General features: G+C 60.0%; 14 protein-coding genes. 4 read left to right on the top strand and 10 right to left on the bottom strand.

Going from position 1 to position 16,000, the window contains the following annotated elements; all coding sequences use genetic code 11:
- Positions 1 to 225: 225 nt before the first annotated feature.
- Complete coding sequence (locus FY528_RS11820) at positions 226 to 2,910, top strand: TonB-dependent receptor (RefSeq protein WP_149071220.1); 2,685 nt, start codon at positions 226 to 228, stop codon at positions 2,908 to 2,910.
- Positions 2,911 to 2,988: 78 nt separating this feature from the next.
- Here FY528_RS11820 and FY528_RS11815 read toward each other — a convergent pair whose 3' ends face one another.
- From FY528_RS11815 to FY528_RS11770, 10 genes are all read right to left on the bottom strand, one after another.
- Positions 2,989 to 3,594, bottom strand: a complete 606-nt coding sequence (locus FY528_RS11815; protein ID WP_149071219.1) for an alpha-ketoglutarate-dependent dioxygenase AlkB family protein — start codon at positions 3,592 to 3,594, stop codon at positions 2,989 to 2,991.
- A 3-nt stretch (positions 3,595 to 3,597) separates the two neighbouring features.
- Entirely contained in the window at positions 3,598 to 4,236 is a 639-nt protein-coding gene (locus FY528_RS11810) for a hypothetical protein (RefSeq protein WP_149071218.1), read from the bottom strand.
- A 113-nt stretch (positions 4,237 to 4,349) separates the two neighbouring features.
- Positions 4,350 to 5,627 carry a kynureninase gene (gene kynU, locus FY528_RS11805; protein WP_149071217.1) on the bottom strand — a complete coding sequence of 426 codons (1,278 nt, stop codon included), beginning with the start codon at positions 5,625 to 5,627 and terminating at the stop codon, positions 4,350 to 4,352.
- Positions 5,628 to 5,666: 39 nt separating this feature from the next.
- Positions 5,667 to 6,998, bottom strand: a complete 1,332-nt coding sequence (locus FY528_RS11800) for a hypothetical protein (RefSeq protein WP_149071216.1) — start codon at positions 6,996 to 6,998, stop codon at positions 5,667 to 5,669.
- Positions 6,998 to 7,534 carry a hypothetical protein gene (locus tag FY528_RS11795; protein WP_149071215.1) on the bottom strand — a complete coding sequence of 179 codons (537 nt, stop codon included), beginning with the start codon at positions 7,532 to 7,534 and terminating at the stop codon, positions 6,998 to 7,000. Before FY528_RS11795 ends, FY528_RS11800 begins: the two co-directional genes overlap by 1 nt.
- A 50-nt stretch (positions 7,535 to 7,584) precedes the next feature.
- Positions 7,585 to 8,889, bottom strand: a complete 1,305-nt coding sequence (locus tag FY528_RS11790) for a hypothetical protein (protein WP_149071214.1) — start codon at positions 8,887 to 8,889, stop codon at positions 7,585 to 7,587.
- Between the two features lie 52 nt (positions 8,890 to 8,941).
- Positions 8,942 to 9,514 (bottom strand): hypothetical protein, encoded by a 573-nt coding sequence (locus tag FY528_RS11785; protein ID WP_149071213.1) that lies wholly within the window; start codon positions 9,512 to 9,514, stop codon positions 8,942 to 8,944.
- A gap of 91 nt (positions 9,515 to 9,605) precedes the next feature.
- The gene (locus tag FY528_RS11780; protein WP_149071212.1) at positions 9,606 to 10,640 is read right to left on the bottom strand and encodes an amidohydrolase family protein; all 1,035 of its coding nucleotides are present in this window, start codon (positions 10,638 to 10,640) and stop codon (positions 9,606 to 9,608) included.
- Positions 10,641 to 10,769: 129 nt separating this feature from the next.
- Entirely contained in the window at positions 10,770 to 11,159 is a 390-nt protein-coding gene (locus FY528_RS11775) for a GxxExxY protein (RefSeq protein ID WP_149071211.1), read from the bottom strand.
- A 74-nt stretch (positions 11,160 to 11,233) separates the two neighbouring features.
- On the bottom strand, positions 11,234 to 11,791 hold the full coding sequence (locus FY528_RS11770) for a 3-hydroxyanthranilate 3,4-dioxygenase (RefSeq protein ID WP_149071210.1): 558 nt from the start codon (positions 11,789 to 11,791) through the stop codon (positions 11,234 to 11,236).
- Positions 11,792 to 11,945: 154 nt separating this feature from the next.
- On the opposite strand from FY528_RS11770, the gene FY528_RS11765 reads away from it, so the two are divergent.
- From FY528_RS11765 to FY528_RS11755, 3 genes are all read left to right on the top strand, one after another.
- Positions 11,946 to 12,737: an SDR family oxidoreductase gene (locus tag FY528_RS11765; RefSeq protein ID WP_149071209.1), complete on the top strand. Its 792-nt coding sequence runs from the start codon at positions 11,946 to 11,948 to the stop codon at positions 12,735 to 12,737.
- 152 nt (positions 12,738 to 12,889) lie between these two features.
- Entirely contained in the window at positions 12,890 to 13,615 is a 726-nt protein-coding gene (locus FY528_RS11760) for a glycosyltransferase family 2 protein (protein WP_262383978.1), read from the top strand.
- Positions 13,616 to 13,643: 28 nt separating this feature from the next.
- Positions 13,644 to 15,986, top strand: coding sequence for a DUF6311 domain-containing protein (locus tag FY528_RS11755; protein ID WP_149071207.1), 2,343 nt, complete (start codon positions 13,644 to 13,646; stop codon positions 15,984 to 15,986).
- The last annotated feature ends 14 nt before the right edge of the window (positions 15,987 to 16,000 follow it).

Genomic DNA, 16,000 nt, shown 5'->3' with positions numbered 1-16,000 from the left:
CAGCAGCTTTCCATAAGAGAAAGCAAACTTTTTCCTAGAAAGGTCCATATCAAGGAAATACCGGCATGCTCCCGGGGGGGTGCTAAGCGAAAAACACCGACGGCAACTCCAGGTAGAAATATAACGAAAGCAACAAGTCAAAACTCCTCAAGCCTTCCGTGCTGCGGTATGTTCCCTTATCTTTGACCTCCCATTCCGGACGCACACCCACTTAACATCGTTGATATGAGGAAAATTTATTCCATCTGGCTGTTTTTACTTCTTCTGGGCGTGGCCCAAACAGCCCTGGCGCAGCAGGATGCCATTGTAAGCGGTTTGGTACAAACCGAAGTTGGTGAGCCACTGCCCGGGGCCACTGTGTTCCTAAAGGGTACCTTTGTAGGTACCAGCACCGACCGGGACGGCCGCTTTGAGCTTCGCGCCGATTTCGGGGGCGGGCCGGTGGTTCTGTCCGTTTCGTTTATCGGCTACGAAACCAAGGAAGTTTCCCTCACCAGCCCCGATGCTAACCTCGCCGTAGGCCTGACGCCCACCGTGGCCTTCACCAATGAAGTAGTAGTTGCCGCTTCCCGCGTGGAGGAAGGCATTCTGCAGGCGCCGGTGACCATTGAAAAGCTGAACAGCCAGCAGATCGAGCGGATTCCGACGGCCGACATCCAGGCCGGGCTCAACCACTACAAAGGCATTGATGTAAACAGCGCCAGCTTGTTGATGACCAGCGTGAGTACGCGCGGCTTCAACTCGGCTAAGTCGGAGCGCATCATTCAGCTCACCGACTACTTCGATACGCAGAGCCCCAGCCTGAACGTGAATGCCGGCAACCTGACGGGCGTGCCCGAGCTGGACATTGAAAGCATCGAAATCATCCACGGGCCGGCTTCGGCGCTATACGGGGCCAACGCCTTCAACGGCGTGCTGCTGCTCAACACCAAAGACCCTTTTGCCTCCGAAGGCCTGAGCGTACGTTTGCGGGGCGGCCAGCGCAGCTATTTCGACGGCCAGCTGCGCTTTGCCAAGAAGCTCGGCGAGAAGTTTGCCTTTAAAGTAGTCGGCTCCTACCTGACAGCCGATGACTGGCTGGCCGAGAATTTCGCTGCTACCAGCACCAAAGTGGAGAGCCGAAACAACCCTGTTGGCTCGCCGCAGGGTTATGACGCCGTAAACCGCTATGGAGACGTGGGCCTCACGTTTTCACCGGCACAGAACCGCCCTGGCTACACTGTGGCCCCGGAACTGTATGGACGGACGGTCTTTATTCCAGGTTTTGACGAGAAAACCTTGGTTGGTGACGACAACAAAGCCAAGTCGCGGAAGCTACAGCCTACTATTTCCTACCTTCTGAACAGCAACACAAAAATGACCGTGGGGGCCAGCTTCGCCCGCGGTACTGCCAGCTACCAGAGTAGCAGTCGTTACCGCCTGCGGGACTTCGGCACCAATCAGTACCACGGCGAAATTAAAGGCAAAAACTGGTTTCTGCGCGGTCAGTCGGTACAGGACTATGGCGCCAACTCCTACGACCTGAACTTTCTGGGCAGCTATCTGCAGGCCGCTCCTTCATCCTTGCTACCTGGCACCAGCAATGGCCAAGCCTATTTTGGCACATACAACGAAGTATTTAAACAAGCTCGGGCTTTGAATGTGCCCATAGAGCAGGCCTTGGCGGCCGCTAAACAAAAGGCCGATGCCACCCAGCCTGACCCCGCTAGTGAGCAGTTTCAAACGCTGCGAAGCCAAATCATAGCCAATGCTACGCCCGGTAAAGGTGCCCAGCTTAATCCCAGTTCTTTGCTGAACGAAGGTAACGCCCAGTACAACTTTAAGTTTGGCGATGCGACGGATTTGATTGTAGGTGGGGCTTACCGCAAGTTTCGCTTGGGCTCGAACGGCAATCTATTTTCGGATAACGACGGCCGCATTCAGAACCATGAGTTAGGGGGATATACTCAACTCACACACAAATTGCTGGATGAGCGTCTGAAGTTGGCCGCTGCCGTGCGCATAGATGCTTTCAAGAACTTTGATCCTGCAGTGTCGCCGCGGGCCTCGGTGGTATATTCGGCTGGGGACCGAAAGCAGCACAACTTCCGTGCCTCCTACGGCCGGGCTTTCCGCTCGCCTACCCAGCTCGACCAATATATCCTACTTGATCTGGGTCAAGTACGTTTACAAGGCAATATTGGGGCGGGCTACCAAGGCTACAGCCTCAACTCCAGCTTCAGCCCCGTGGACCTAGCCGCCCTCAAACTGGAACGCCTGAACACGGTAGAAGTTGGCTATAAAGGCATTCTGCTGGAAAAACTCTATCTGGATGTAAATTACTACCGTAGCCAATACAACGACTTTATTGGCGCGCAACGCTTTATTGGTAACACCAACGGTAGCCGTCCAGCCCAGCAGCCTACGCAAGCCGACCTCCTGGCAGGCGTGTATCAGAATTCCGCTTCTAGCACCCGCATTCTGCAGGTGTGGACCAACGCAAGCCAGCAGGTGAACACGCAGGGCACCTCGCTGGGCCTCACGTATTACTTTAACCGCGCCCTGAACCTGACCACCAACTACTCGCTCAACATCCTGGAAGACGAGGACCTTCCCGAGAACTTCCAGACGTTCTTCAACACGCCTAAGCACAAATACAACGTGGGTGTGAACGGCATTGTAGTGAACAACCTGAACTACGCCGTAAACTACCGCTGGGCTCAGGGCCACCTCTACGAAATGCCCTTCGCCGTAGGCCAGCTTGAGGACTACAGCAGCCTCGACGCTTCGGTGGGCTACACATTGTCTAAGCTGGGTACGACGCTGCAGCTAGGCGGCTCCAACCTCCTGGATCAGAATAACACCCAGGTGTACGGCGGTCCGAATATCGGCCGTCTGGCTTACGTAGGCTTGCTGGTGAACATAAAGTAGCCTTACGCCTTTCGCACAAAAAAGCCCGGTTGCCTACAGAGGCAACCGGGCTTTTTTGTGCTTCACCTATAGTTGGTGTTAGAGCCTACCCTGCACGCTACGGAAGGTAAGGTTGAGGCGCGGGCCCACGGCGCGGGCAGTTTTGGGAATGGCGTGCTGCCAGGTGTGCTGAGTGGCACCCTGCATGAGCAGCAGGCTACCGGCGGGCAGGTCCAAACCAAACGGCGCTGCATCTGGCAGCAAGCTCAAGCGAGGCCGGAACCGCATGCGCCGGGTGGCTCCCAGGCTCACGGAGGCAATGACGGGGTTCGGGCCCAGCTCGGGCTCATCGTCGGCGTGCCAGCCCATACTGTCCTGGCCCGTGCGGTAGAGGTTGAGCAGAACGCTGTTGAAGGGCTGCCCGGTGGCTTCTGCTACTTGGCGGCGCAGACGCTGCAGGGGCTCCGTCCAGGGTTGGGGCCTGAGGTACAGACCCGAGTAGCTGTAGGCCGCGTGTTCGTCGCCGTACCAGGCCGTGAGGCGGGGCTGCGGCACTTGTTTCCCAAATAGCTGAATGGAGTCCTGCCGCCACGCTACCGTAGCCGTCAACTCACTAAACAGCGCCGTCGCTTCAGGAATGGGTAGAAAGGCCGGCTGGAAATACACCTCGGCCTGCGCCAAGGGCAGCAACGTCAGAGCAGCCATGCACTACTTTGCCATGTCGACCATGTAAGGAGCGGCCAGCTTCACCAAACCGTATATCACGACCAGGCAAATTAGCAGGGCTGGCAGCCACTGCCGGCTCACGTAGGGCCGGGCGCCCACGTAGCGGGGCCAGAAGTACAACAGATAAACCAATACCGCCACAAAGTTCACCCCCACGGTGCTAAAGAGCTGCATCTCCGGGCCATACATACCCGTCAGCCACCGAAGGCCAAAGTACTGGCCAGCCAGCACTGCCACCAAGAACAGGATTAGGCGAACTGCCTTACCCGATTCCTTGAGCCGGAACATGTTGATCACAAACAGAATGCCTCCCACAAAAAAGGAGAACAGCATGGAGAACAGCACAATAGTACCGGGCGAGTACAGGGCGGGCCCTTCGGCATCGGCCGGGGCATAGGGCGTAGGCACTGCCGGCTCGGCGGTGGTGCGGGCGGCCGCCTGCCGCTTTTCTTCGTGCTGCTGCGCTACAATGGGTAACAGCTCTGTACGAATGGCGGCAGCTTCGGCCGGTTCTTCCCCACGCCGGGCCAGCTCGTCGAGGGCAGCCAGCACGGCATCTTCACGGTATTCCTGACGCTTGTGCACGTACAGGTACAGCTCGGGCAGGGATTTGCGGCTCATTTTGTCCGCATACTCTTCATACATGGCGCGTTAGCTCAGATGGAGGTTGCCCTCCCGGGTTTCAATTCTATCAACGTAAAACCACGGGCAAGCGGTGAAAGTTGCCCGGAATGTTACACGCCTGCCCAGTCGGCCAGCACTTGTCCCACGCGCTGCACATCCTGAAAGGAGTTGTACAAGGGCACCGGCGCCAGGCGGATGACGTTCGGCTCGCGCCAGTCGCCGATGATGCCGGCGGCCACCAGATGGTCGAATAACGCGCGCCCGCCCTCGTGCACCAGAATGGACAGCTGGCAGCCGCGCTGGGCTGGGTCGGTGGGGGTAATGATTTCGAGGCGGGAGGCGGGCAAATTCAGGCGCTTGATCAGGAACTCCAGGTAGGCCGTGAGCAACTCACTTTTCTGCCGCAGCGCCGGAATGCCCCCGGCTTCATCCACCACGGCCAGAGCCGCCCGGTGCAGGGCCATCGGAAAAACCTGGGAGTTGGACAGCTGCCAACCCGCTGCCCCCGGCATGGGCCGGAAGCCTTTTTTCATTTGAAACCGCTCGGAGGCATCGTGGCCCCACCAGCCGGCCAGCCGGGGCAGCTCGGGGCTATGGGCAAACCGCTCGTGCACAAACACCCCACTGGTACCGCCGGGCCCGGAGTTCAGGTACTTATAAGAGCACCAGCAGGCAAAATCCACGTCCCAGTCGTGCAGGTGCAGCTCAATGTTGCCGGCGGCGTGGGCCAGGTCGAAGCCCACAGTAGCTCCCACGGCGTGGCCCGCGCGGGTAATGGCCGCCATATCGAACACCTGCCCAGTGTAGTAATTGATACCGCCGAGGATGATGGTAGCCAGGGAATCACCCAGCTCCCGAATGGTGGCTTCAATATCCTCGGTGCGCAGGGTATGCTCGCCGGGGCGGGGCACCAGTTCCACAATTGCGTCGTTCGGGTCGAGGCCATGCAGCGTTACCTGGCTTTCCAGCGCGTACTGATCGGAAGGAAAAGCGCCCCCTTCCATGAGCACCTTGTAGCGGGTGGCCGTGGGCCGGTAAAACGTGAGCAGCAGCAGGTGCAGATTCACCGTGAGGTTGTTCATTACCACTACTTCTAGGGGCTTGGCGCCCACTACCCGGCCAGTAGCTTCGGCCAGAGTTTCGTGGTAGTGCATCCACGGGTCGTTGCCGAGGAAGTGACCTTCCACCGCCCGTTTTTCCCAGGAGGCAAACTGCTCTTCGGCGGCGGCCCGGGCCGTGCGGGGCTGCAAACCCAGGGAGTTGCCGCAGAAGTACACAGCTTCCTGGCCTTCCGGGGTAAGGGGAATATGAAAGCGGGAACGGAATAAACGGAGCGGGTCCTGCGCGTCGAGGTGGGCCGCAAACTCGAGGGTGGGTTCGAAGGTCATTGGGCAAATATAGCCAGCCCAGCCGAGGGAAAAGCTGATCTAGCCAATCCAGCTGAATTCCAGAAACAAATCCAGTAAATGAGCCAGCATGACCAAGTTGAGTATGTACAGTCCGGTGGCTATTTCGCGGTACCAGGGGCTGGTTTCTTTGACTACGAAAAGAAAGGCCAGCACATAAGCCGCATATAGACCAAAGTACCAGGTGGCCTCGTAAGGCAGGAAGTTTTCGAAGCGAAACGGAAACCCCAGCGCCAGGGCAACAGCCAAGCTCCCCACGGCGCCAACAAACACCGCCCGCCAACGCGCAGTGGGCACCAGTTGCCACAGCTGCCACAGCAGCACTCCCGCAAATGGAGTGGCCAGTATGTACCGGTTGCTGTTGGCAAGGTCGCCGCCCTGGTACAGTAGCAGGTAGGCACCCGTGCCGGCCGCGTAGCCCAGGGAAAACAGCACCGCCTTCGACAGCGCGGGCGGCGCGGTCCGGACTATGCCCAGCAGCCGCACCAGCCACCAACTGCCCAGCAGCAGGCAGGCCACCGTGGAAAGCCAGGCTATCAGCAACGCCACGGCATCAAGCCACAGCACATCGATACCTGCGGTACTATGCAGGGGGAAAACGGGCAGGCGCATAATATGCTCCCACTGCGCCTGCACATGATAAAAAGCCAGGGCGTCGCCTGTTTGGGTGTGCAGGACCAGCATTACGAGGGCCATGGCGGCAGCCATGGTAAGCAAGCCCCCCCATAGGCTCAGCCACTTCCGCGTGCCACCCTGGTTCCAGGTCAGTAGCTCAGCAAACAGGTAGGCCGGCACAAACAGCGTGGCGGCAGCACGCGTAAGGCAGCACAGCAGTAGAGCCACCAGGGTAAGGGACAGGTTGCGACGGTGCATGCCGCAGAGCAGCAGCGCCGCCCACAGGTAAAACAGCCCTTCACTGTACGGCACCAGGGTAAATACCATAGCCGGTGCCGAAACCAGCAGCATGGTCTGGCGGCCCGTTAGCCGAAACGTGCGGGCCAGCACGGCTGCCCCCAACAGCGCACAGCCCGCCAGAAAAAGGCTCATGCCAACCGGCCCCAGGTGGAGAACACGCCACAAATAGGGATATAGGGGAAAGAAGGCACTTTTCCCCTGCGTGGGGTCATCGTACCCGGCGGCCGCTACCCGCTGGTAAATGCCCGCGTCCCAGCTGAGCAGCCGATCGGGAGTGGGCAGGTGATGAACAAACCCAAAGCAGTAGAGCCCGGCATACACGCCTACCAGCAACAGCACGTGAACTATCAGCGGGAAAAGCTGGGCTTGCTGTGCCCGGGCGTACCAGGCTGAGTTGGGGCCGGCAGCCAAGGCAAGCCGAATCTGGGAAAGTGCCATCAAGGAGCTACTTTTTCAATGGTCCAGTCGTCGACATACAGGATTTGTCGCTCCCCCGCCTGCCACAGGTATACTTTGATTGTATCGTCGGGGCCCATGTCGCGCGGGAGCACAAAGGTCTTCCAAACCAGCTCCCACTGGTGAAAGCGTTTCACTACCTCGTTGACGCTGAGCGTGCGCCAGTACCGGGTAGCGCCGTTGCGCGACACTTCCACGACAACGGCCGTTTTCTGTCGGTTGCCGGGCAGGTTCAGCCAGGCTTTCACGCGCAACTTCTTTGGCTGCCCGGCCGCGTCCCAGGTAGCCTGCCAGCTGGGGCCATAGGCGGAGGCCAGCGCCACTTTGTAGGAGAAGGAGCCGGAATGCGCGCTTTCCGAGCTGATTTCCGGGGGCCGGGGTACGGCCGCTCCCGCCTGCTCAAAATCATCCTGCAGGATGACCGTGCCTGGCACCGGCTCGCACGCTACCAGTCCCAGCAGCACGGAAACCAACACGTTACGGCACAGCCCGAAATAAGACCAAGGTTTCAGGAGCATTTCAACGGAGCGCCTCAACTGTATCAAACTGTATATCAACAGAAAAAGAGCTACTGCACTACGTAGTACTGCAGCCAGCCTTCCAGCATGTGTAAAAGCATTACCAGGTTGAAAACGTACAGCAGCATGGTGATTTCGCGCTGCCACCGCAGCTGCCGCCACGCCAGGTACGCTACCAAATAAGCCGTGACGAGGCCAAAGTACCAGATGGCTTGCCCCGTGCTAAAGGTGTCGAAGTTAAGGGAATAGATACCGAATACCTGCCAGAAGAGCATGGTGCCCAGGGCAATAAGCAGGTAGCGGCGCCAGGGCCAAGCCGGCAGGGACGCCTGGTACGCCACCAGCACCACAAAGAAGGGCGTGGCAAATATGTAGCGGCCGATGTTCCAAAGGCTGCCGCCCTGGTAAGACAAAATGAACAGTGTAACGCCCACGCAGTAGCCCAGCGCGAAGATTACCTCGGGAGCCAGTATCGGGAAGGCTCGTTGTTGCCGCCACTGCAGCAGCCAGCGCCAGGCCAGCCAGGTGCAGAGCCCCGCGGCGGCTACCCCCAGCCACAGGGCCTGGGCATCCAGCCAGAGCACGTCAATGCCGGATGGGTCGCTGAAGGGGAAGTTGAGCGCGCGCAGGGTGTGGCCCCAGTGTTTCTGGGCCCGGATAAACCCGAGTGGCTCCCCCGTCTGGTACCACTGCGTGGTGGCTACCAGGCCTATCGAAAGCAGCAAAGCTCCCAATCCCGAAGCGCCCCAGACTATGGCTGTTTTGCGCTGACCGGGCTGCATGGCCCACATGAGGACCATAAACACCAATGCCGGGGTAAACATGGTGCTGGCCGAGCGTGTGAGTCCGCACCCCAGCAGCCCGAGCAGCCACCACCAGAGTCGCCGCCGCCGTAGGCCCAGCACCAGCAGCGTACTGAACACAAAGAAGAGGGCCTCCGTGTACGGCACCACCATGAACAGCAACGAGGGCGTGGAAAGCAACAGCAGCTGCAGGCGGGGCGGCAAGCGCAGCTGGTGCGCCAGCCAGGCCGAGGCGGCCAGAAACAAGCTGGCATTCAGGAGGCTCATGCCCAGCAGCCACAGCCCCGAAAGCCGCCACACGTAGGGCAGCATTGGGAAGAAGGCCGCGTTGCTCATCTGCGTCTCGGAATAGACGTAGCCCCCCTCCCGGATCTGGTTGTACCAGATGACGTCCCAGCGAAACAGGGTGTCGTTGGAAGGCAGGTAGCGGATAATGCCGAAAGCGTACAGCGCCGAGGTAAGGCAAGCCAGCAGCAGCACGTGCAGCCCTACTACCCACACATTGCGGTAGCGGGCAATAAAACCAGGAAGCGGCGCTACAGAATCGGGCACAGGACTATACATAAGCGGCAGCCAGGCTGCGTTTTACTCCTCATATAATGGGCTACCGCCACCCTTCCACTTTCAGGTCGTCGAACAGGATAATTTCCCCGTTGGGGTCGGCGTGCCACACGTACACTTTCAGCTCGTCGGAGGCGTTCAGGTCTTCGGGCAGGCGAATGTATTTCTCCACCGATTCCCAGGTTTGGTAGCGCTTCACTTTCTCGGAAAGCTCCAGGCCCTCCCACACATCGGGGCGGCGGCCGTGGCACAGCACCTGCACCACCAGCACGGTAGACCGGATACGCCCGTTGGGCAGGTATACCCAACCACTCAGGCGCAGCCGGCGCGGCACGGTGGCGCATTTCCCGAGCGTAGTCACGTAGTTCCCGCCATACTCAGCACCCTGCGGCAGCCGAAAGGAATAGTGGCCGGAATGTGCCTGCTCCTTCGTGAGGAAAGGCGGAATGGGGGCACCCCAGGCCTCAAACTGCTCAAAATCAGCATCGAGCAGTACACAACGCTCCTGCTCCAGGGGCTGGCAGGCACTCAACAGCACGAGCAGGCTACCCACGTAAGCTAGTTGACGCAGCAGGTACCGATAGAAAGCAGGGGCGTCGTTCACGTAAGGATTCAATATAGCAGGTAAGGGTATCGGCGTGGTACTACGCGGGTGCAAGCTACTTCCCCCTTTCCTTCCTTCCTAGCCTACGCCACCACCTCCTGCATTACCGACATAGATGGCCGTGAGCGGGTGAAGCAAAGTGCGTGCTTGGCAAACCCAGCCAGTCCAGGGCGTTCTGGCCCAGCATCCGGGCCTTTACCTCGTCGGAGAAAGGCATGGAGTTAATCAGCTGCCCGGGCACCTGTTCGCCCAGGGGAAAGGGGTAATCGGTGCCCAGCGTAATTTTATCGGCGCCCAGGGTTTTCACCAGGTAGTCCAGCATCAGCGGGTCGTGCACCAAGGAATCTACCCAGAACCGGCCCAGGTACTCACGCGGGTTCACTGGGTTATCGACGGCGCAGAGGTCGGGGCGTACCTGCCAGCCGTGCTCGATGCGGCCAATGGTGCTGGCGAAGGTTCCGCCGCCGTGGGCCACTGCCACGCGCAGGCGCGGCAGCCGCTCCAGCACCCCGCCAAACACTAACGAGCAGAGTGCCAGGGTGCTTTCGGCAGGCATGCCTACCAGCCAGGGCAACCAATACTTAGGCATTTTCTGCTGGCCCATCATGTCCCAGGGGTGGATGAACACGCAGGCGCCCAGCTCCTCGGCCGCCGCAAACACCTCGAATAGCTGGGGCGCATCCAGGTTCCAGTCGTTGATGTGGGAGCCGATCTGCACACCGGCCAGGCCCAGCTCCTTCACACAGCGCTCCAACTCCCGCACCGCCAGATCAGGGGCCTGCATAGGTAAAGTGCCCAACCCCACAAAGCGCGTGGGGTAGCGCCGCACCACGTCGGCAATGTGGTCGTTGAGCAGGCAGCTCAGGTCCAGGGTATCGAGCGGCTTAGCCCAGTAGCTGAACATAACAGGCACGGTGCTGAGCACCTGTACCTGCACGCCCAACTGGTCGTACTCGCGCATCCGCACCTGAGGGTCCCAGCAGTTGTCCTGAATTTCGCGGAAGAACTTGTCGTCCTGCATCATGCGGGCGCAGCAGGGCTTGTGATGCTCGAGCCGCACGAAGCCGCCATAGCCGTACCGCTCCCGCAAGTTGGGCCAGGTTTCGGGCAGAATGTGGGTATGAATATCGATGACCACAGATGTTGACGGATGGGGAGACGGATGAAACAGACCGCGGATCAAACGGATGAAAGGATGGATGAAACGGACCGTGGATGGAACAGATATGAGACGGATCAAACGGATGGGGTCGGCGGCAGCTGGAAGCTAGGGGATTGGCGTATTTTTGAGCAGGCGCTTGTATTCCAGGCGGATAGCTCCAAAGTTCAGGAGCAGCCCTACCTGAATCCGGAAGGCTTCAAGGTAGCCTAATAGCTGTGCTTGGTGGGCACTGGTAAGAGCCGCAACAGCTTTCAGCTCAACCAACACCCGACTATCTACCAGAAAATCGGCGCGGCGTGCCCCTACTTTCTCGCCCTGATAATAGACAGACAATTCCACCTCCCGCTCACTAGCAATGCCCTGTTTCTGCAGTTCAATCTGTAATGCCCGCTGATAGATAACCTCCGGAAAACCACTACTCATTGTCCGCTGCACGCGCATAGCACACCCGATAATCTGATGCGTAAGCGCATCATAATCCGCCAGATTGATCATGCTAGTGACAAGGTTGTTGCTCCAACTCTAAAGCGCCTCTTGCTTATCCGTCTCCATCCGTCCTTTCATCCGTTTCATCCACGGTCCGTTCCATCCGTCCTTTCATCCGTCACAATCTGTGGTCTTTCCATGACGGTACCACAGTTCTGGCAGGTGCGCTTTTGCTCATCCTGCCAGAAGCGGTTCATAATAGGCGGCAGCTGGGCCACGATGTCCGTGATTTCGGCGTACTCCTCGTAGAGCTTGTGTCCGCAGTTTTCGCAGTACCACTGGAAGCCATCCAGCTCACCCGCGGAGCGGTACCGCTCCAGCACGAGGCCTACCGTGCCGGCCGGGCGGCGCGGGGAGTGGGGCACGCCGGGCGGCAGCAGAAACATGCTCCCCGCTTTTATCTCGATATCAACCGGCTTGCCGTCTTCGATGATCTTCACCACTATGTCACCTTCCAGCTGCAGGAACAACTCTTCGCCTTCGTCTACGTGGTAGTCCTTGCGGGCATTGGGGCCACCCACCACCATCACAATGAAGTCTTTGTTGTCTTTAAATACCTGCTGATTGCCCACCGGGGGCTTCAGTAAGTGACGGTGCTCTTCAATCCACTGCTGAAAGTTGAACGGGCGGGCGACGGGCATAGCGGCAACGGTAGAGGGTACAATGGGGGCGGCTACCGGCAGCTACCCCAGCCTGCGGTACGTCCGCTGGCCGGTCTAAGTACGGAATTGCCCCGGCAATTTTCTGCCTACGGCCTTAAGTTTCTACCTTTCGGTTCGCTTAGCTCTTGTTTCCGTGAATCTTTCTCTCACTTCGCAGTATGCCCTGGTGGGCGGTAGTACCCAAGGCATTGGGCAGGCCGTGGCCGAAGAGCTGGCCCGCCTGGGGGCCACCGTAGTGCTGCTGGCCCGCAACGAAGCCCGGCTGCAGGAGGTAGCGGCGGCGCTGCCCACGCCCGTCGGCCAGACCCACACCTACCTCGTGGCCGACTACACCCAGCCGGTGCAGGTGCAGCAGCGCGTGGCCGCTTACCTGGCCGCCAACCCCGCTGGCATCGATGTTCTGGTAAATAACACCGGCGGGCCGGCGGGTGGCCCTTTGCTGGAGGCTTCGGCAGATGCGCTGCGGGCGGCATTTGAGCAACACGTGGTGTGCAACCAGCTGTTGGCGCAAGCCGTGGTACCCGGGATGCAACAGCGCGGGCGGGGCCGCATCATCAATATTATCAGCACCTCCGTGAAGCAGCCTTTGCCGGGGCTGGGCGTGAGCAACACCATTCGGGGGGCCGTGGGCAACTGGGCTAAAACGCTGGCCAATGAGCTGGGCCCGGCCGGCATTACGGTAAACAACGTGCTGCCCGGCGCTACGCTTACTCAGCGGCATACCTCCCTCATCGAGAAAAAGACTGCCCAAACTGGCCAAACCACCGAGCAGGTGGAAGCTGGCATGCTGCGACTGATACCGGCCGGGCGGTTCGGGCTGGCTGCTGAAGTAGGCGCTGCCGTGGCGTTTCTGGCTTCCCCGGCCGCCGCCTACATCAATGGCATCAACGTGCCGGTAGACGGCGGGCGCACCAGTAGTCTGTAACTGCCTTTCCGGTAGGCACACCGGTTAGAAAAGTGCTGGGATCAGCAGGTGCAAGCGGGCTTTGCCGGATGCCCGACTGCCGGATCATACAACCGTTCCGCCTCCCAGCGGCTCTAGCCTTACAGCCATTTACTCATTTACTCGCTCATTCATTGGTTAAGTTCGATACCCTTTCCATAGTCGTCCCCGTGTACAACGAGGCGCGCACCATTCACCAGATTCTGGACCGGCTGCGCGTGCTGGAGTTGATTCAGGGCATTCGGAAGGAAATTATTCTCGTCAACGACTGCTCCACGGATGCTTCGGCGGAAGCTCTGGCCAACTACGTGGCCCAGTACCCCGAGCTCAACCTGCGCATCCTGCACCACGCCGTGAACCAGGGCAAGGGTGCGGCCCTGCACACCGGCATCCGGGAAGCTACCGGCGACTACGTCATCATCCAAGATGCCGACCTGGAATACGACCCCGAGGAATACAACATCATGTTCAAGCCCATTTTGAAAGGCTTTGCCGATGTAGTGTTCGGGTCGCGCTTCATGGGCGGCAACCCCCACCGCATCCTGTTTTTCTGGCACAGCATCGGCAACAAGGTCCTCACCTTCCTTTCCAACATGTTCACCGACCTGAACCTGACGGACATGGAAACATGCTACAAGCTTTTCCGGCGCGACATTATTCAGGGCCTGGCCCTGGAGGAAAAGCGCTTTGGCTTTGAGCCGGAGGTGACGGCCAAAGTAGCCCGGATTCCCGGCATCCGCATCTACGAGGTGGGCATCAGCTACTACGGCCGCACCTACGCCGAGGGCAAGAAAATAGGCTGGCGCGACGGGTTCCGGGCCATCTACTGCATTCTGCGCTACGGACTGCTGGGCAAATAATCTGCATCGTATTTTAAGCATTACCCGCGTGAAGTCCCCCCTGTTTTCGACGGATAAAGGCGTCCGCGTCCTGCTGTTGGCGGCCAGTGCCCTGGTGCTGGCCCTGAGCTTCGGCCGCGTGGTCTGGCACCCAAACGAGTATTTCTTCGGCAATGCCGGCGACGCTATCCGGGCCTATTACATCATCCTGTACTACGTCAAGTACAACGTAGGGCTGCGCTTTACGGGCATGAACTACCCCTACGGGGAGCATATCAACTTCCCTGATATGCAGCCTCTGCTGGCGTACCCGCTCAGTTGGCTCCAGCACCATGGCGTGCCCGTGGAAGGCCACGTCATTGGCATTCTGAACTGCTTTACGCTGCTGCTGCTCTGGCTTACGCCCCTGATGCTGTTTGCCATTGCGCGCCGCCTGGGGCTGCCCCGGCTCTACGCGGCGGCGGTGGCCTTGTGCATTGCCTACATGGCTCCCCAGCTGGAGCGCCTGGACTCGCACGGCTCTATGGGCTACACGGTGCTGGTGCCCTTGCTGTGGTACTTGCTGCTGCGGATGCAGGCGGCCCCGCGCCGCTGGCTGTGGCCGGTGCTCTACGGCGTAGTGAGCTTGCTAGGCGGGCTGCTGCACACCTACTTCCTGCTGGTGGGCGCACTGTTTCTGCTGGCCTACGCCCTGGTGTGGGCCCTGCAGGAACGGCAGCGGCAGCCCGTTTGGCCCACCGCTATTCGTTGGGCCGTTACGGCCCTGCTCCCGCTGCTGCTGTTTCGGGGGTGGCTCTGGCTGACGGACGCCCTCACCGACCGGCCCGAAAATCCCTATGGCTTTTTTGTGTACACAGCTAGCCCCTTCACGGTCTTCCTGCCCACGGTCAGCCCTCTGCGGGAAGCCATTCGGGCTGTGCTGCACACCCCGGAGCCTACCTGGGAAGGATTTGCCTACGTAGGGCTGGTGGCTACCGTCGTAGCCCTGCTGCTCCTGATTCGCACGGGGCGCCTGCTCGGTAAAGGGAGGTGGCGGCAAGTGCTGCGGCCTATTGCCCCCGTAGCGTTTCGCACCAGTCTGTGGGCAGCCATTCTGCTGCTGCTGCTGTCTATGGCGCTGCCTTTTCGTCTGCCGGGTGGCGAATGGCTGTTGGAGCGCCTCGGGCCGCTCAAGCAGTTCCGCTCCTTGGGTCGGTTTGCATGGGTATTCTACTACGTTTTCTCGCTTTACACCGCGTATTTCGGGTACCAGCTGTACCGCTATCTAGCCCAGCGTGGGGCCGCGGGCGTGGGGCGCACCATCCTCGGGGTGATGCTTTTGTTCTGGGGCCTGGAAGCCGGCATTCAGATTTCCACGAAAGGGCAGCAGATCCAGCAGATGCGCGGGGTGTCGGACTTTGTATCAGAAACTGGTAGCTACCGGGACAAGCTGTTGAGTGTGGGCCGCCGCGCCGAGGAGTTCCAGGCCATTCTGCCCCTGCCCTACTTCAACATCGGCACCGACAAGCTCTCCTTCGCCAACAGCGCCAACGCCCAGTACGAAAGCGAAAAGGCCTCCTTCAATACCCAACTTCCCCTGCTCGCCAGCCATATGGCCCGGGCTTCCGTGGGGCATACGCTACAGCTGGTGCAGCTGGTCAGCACCAACTTTGTCGATAAGCCGCTAGTCCGCCTGCTGCCCTCCCGCAAGCCGGTGCTGCTCGTCACCAGCCACGACGCCCTGCAATACAACGAGCAGCAGCTCGTAAACCGGGCCCGCAAGCTCTACGAAGACACCTACGCCGTGCTCTATGAGCTGCCCCTCGACTCCTTGGCCGCGACGGTGCATGCGCGGCAGCTGCGTTTGTTTGCCCAGCGGCGACCCACGCTGCTGCCCGGTCCGGCGGGCACCCTGCGCACGACTCGCAAACCAGTCATTCGCGCTTCCTTTGCGGGCCGCGCAGCTACGCGGGCGTTCCTCTCCCCCGGCGCCTTCATCTCCCCCGATGGGTTTGCCCAGCTGTACCGGGGGCCGCTTACAGCCTCGCCGGCTGATACGGGGCGCTACGAGGTATCGGTGTGGATAAACGCCCGAACGGAGTATGGGCTGGGCAACCTGCAGGTGAAGCAGTACAACGCTAAAGGTGAGCAGATTGACCACCAGGTGACGGACACCAGCCACAGCACGGAGATTGTGGGCGACTGGGTGCGCGCTACCGTGCACCTGCAGGTGCGTGACCCACAGGCCGAGGTAGAGGTGCTCTACGAAAACCGCGACCTGGTCGCCGACGACCTACTCATCCGCCCGCTCGACACCGACGTGTATTTCTACCGGGCTACGGCTCCCACCCGGCAGGTGGTGCTCAACAACTACCCCTTGGGCCCGGAGGCAGCTTCTGGCATTCGGCCTTAGGTAGGCACCGCCCC

This window comes from Hymenobacter lutimineralis, from assembly GCF_008271285.1.
Taxonomy (GTDB): domain Bacteria; phylum Bacteroidota; class Bacteroidia; order Cytophagales; family Hymenobacteraceae; genus Hymenobacter; species Hymenobacter lutimineralis.
The sequence above is the reverse complement of the archived record's forward strand: the minus strand, read 5'-3'. Positions and strand labels throughout refer to the sequence as shown.

Coding starts and splice junctions, on each gene's coding strand:
- FY528_RS11815 (WP_149071219.1), bottom strand. CDS start 3,594: ATGGCTGCTCTGACGTTGCTGCCCTTGGCGCAGGCCGAGGTGTATTTC.
- kynU (WP_149071217.1), bottom strand. CDS start 5,627: ATGACCTTCGAACCCACCCTCGAGTTTGCGGCCCACCTCGACGCGCAG.
- FY528_RS11800 (WP_149071216.1), bottom strand. CDS start 6,998: ATGGCACTTTCCCAGATTCGGCTTGCCTTGGCTGCCGGCCCCAACTCA.
- FY528_RS11770 (WP_149071210.1), bottom strand. CDS start 11,791: ATGCCCGTCGCCCGCCCGTTCAACTTTCAGCAGTGGATTGAAGAGCAC.
- FY528_RS11775 (WP_149071211.1), bottom strand. CDS start 11,159: ATGATCAATCTGGCGGATTATGATGCGCTTACGCATCAGATTATCGGG.
- FY528_RS11810 (WP_149071218.1), bottom strand. CDS start 4,236: ATGAGCCGCAAATCCCTGCCCGAGCTGTACCTGTACGTGCACAAGCGT.
- FY528_RS11820 (WP_149071220.1), top strand. CDS start 226: ATGAGGAAAATTTATTCCATCTGGCTGTTTTTACTTCTTCTGGGCGTG.
- FY528_RS11795 (WP_149071215.1), bottom strand. CDS start 7,534: ATGCTCCTGAAACCTTGGTCTTATTTCGGGCTGTGCCGTAACGTGTTG.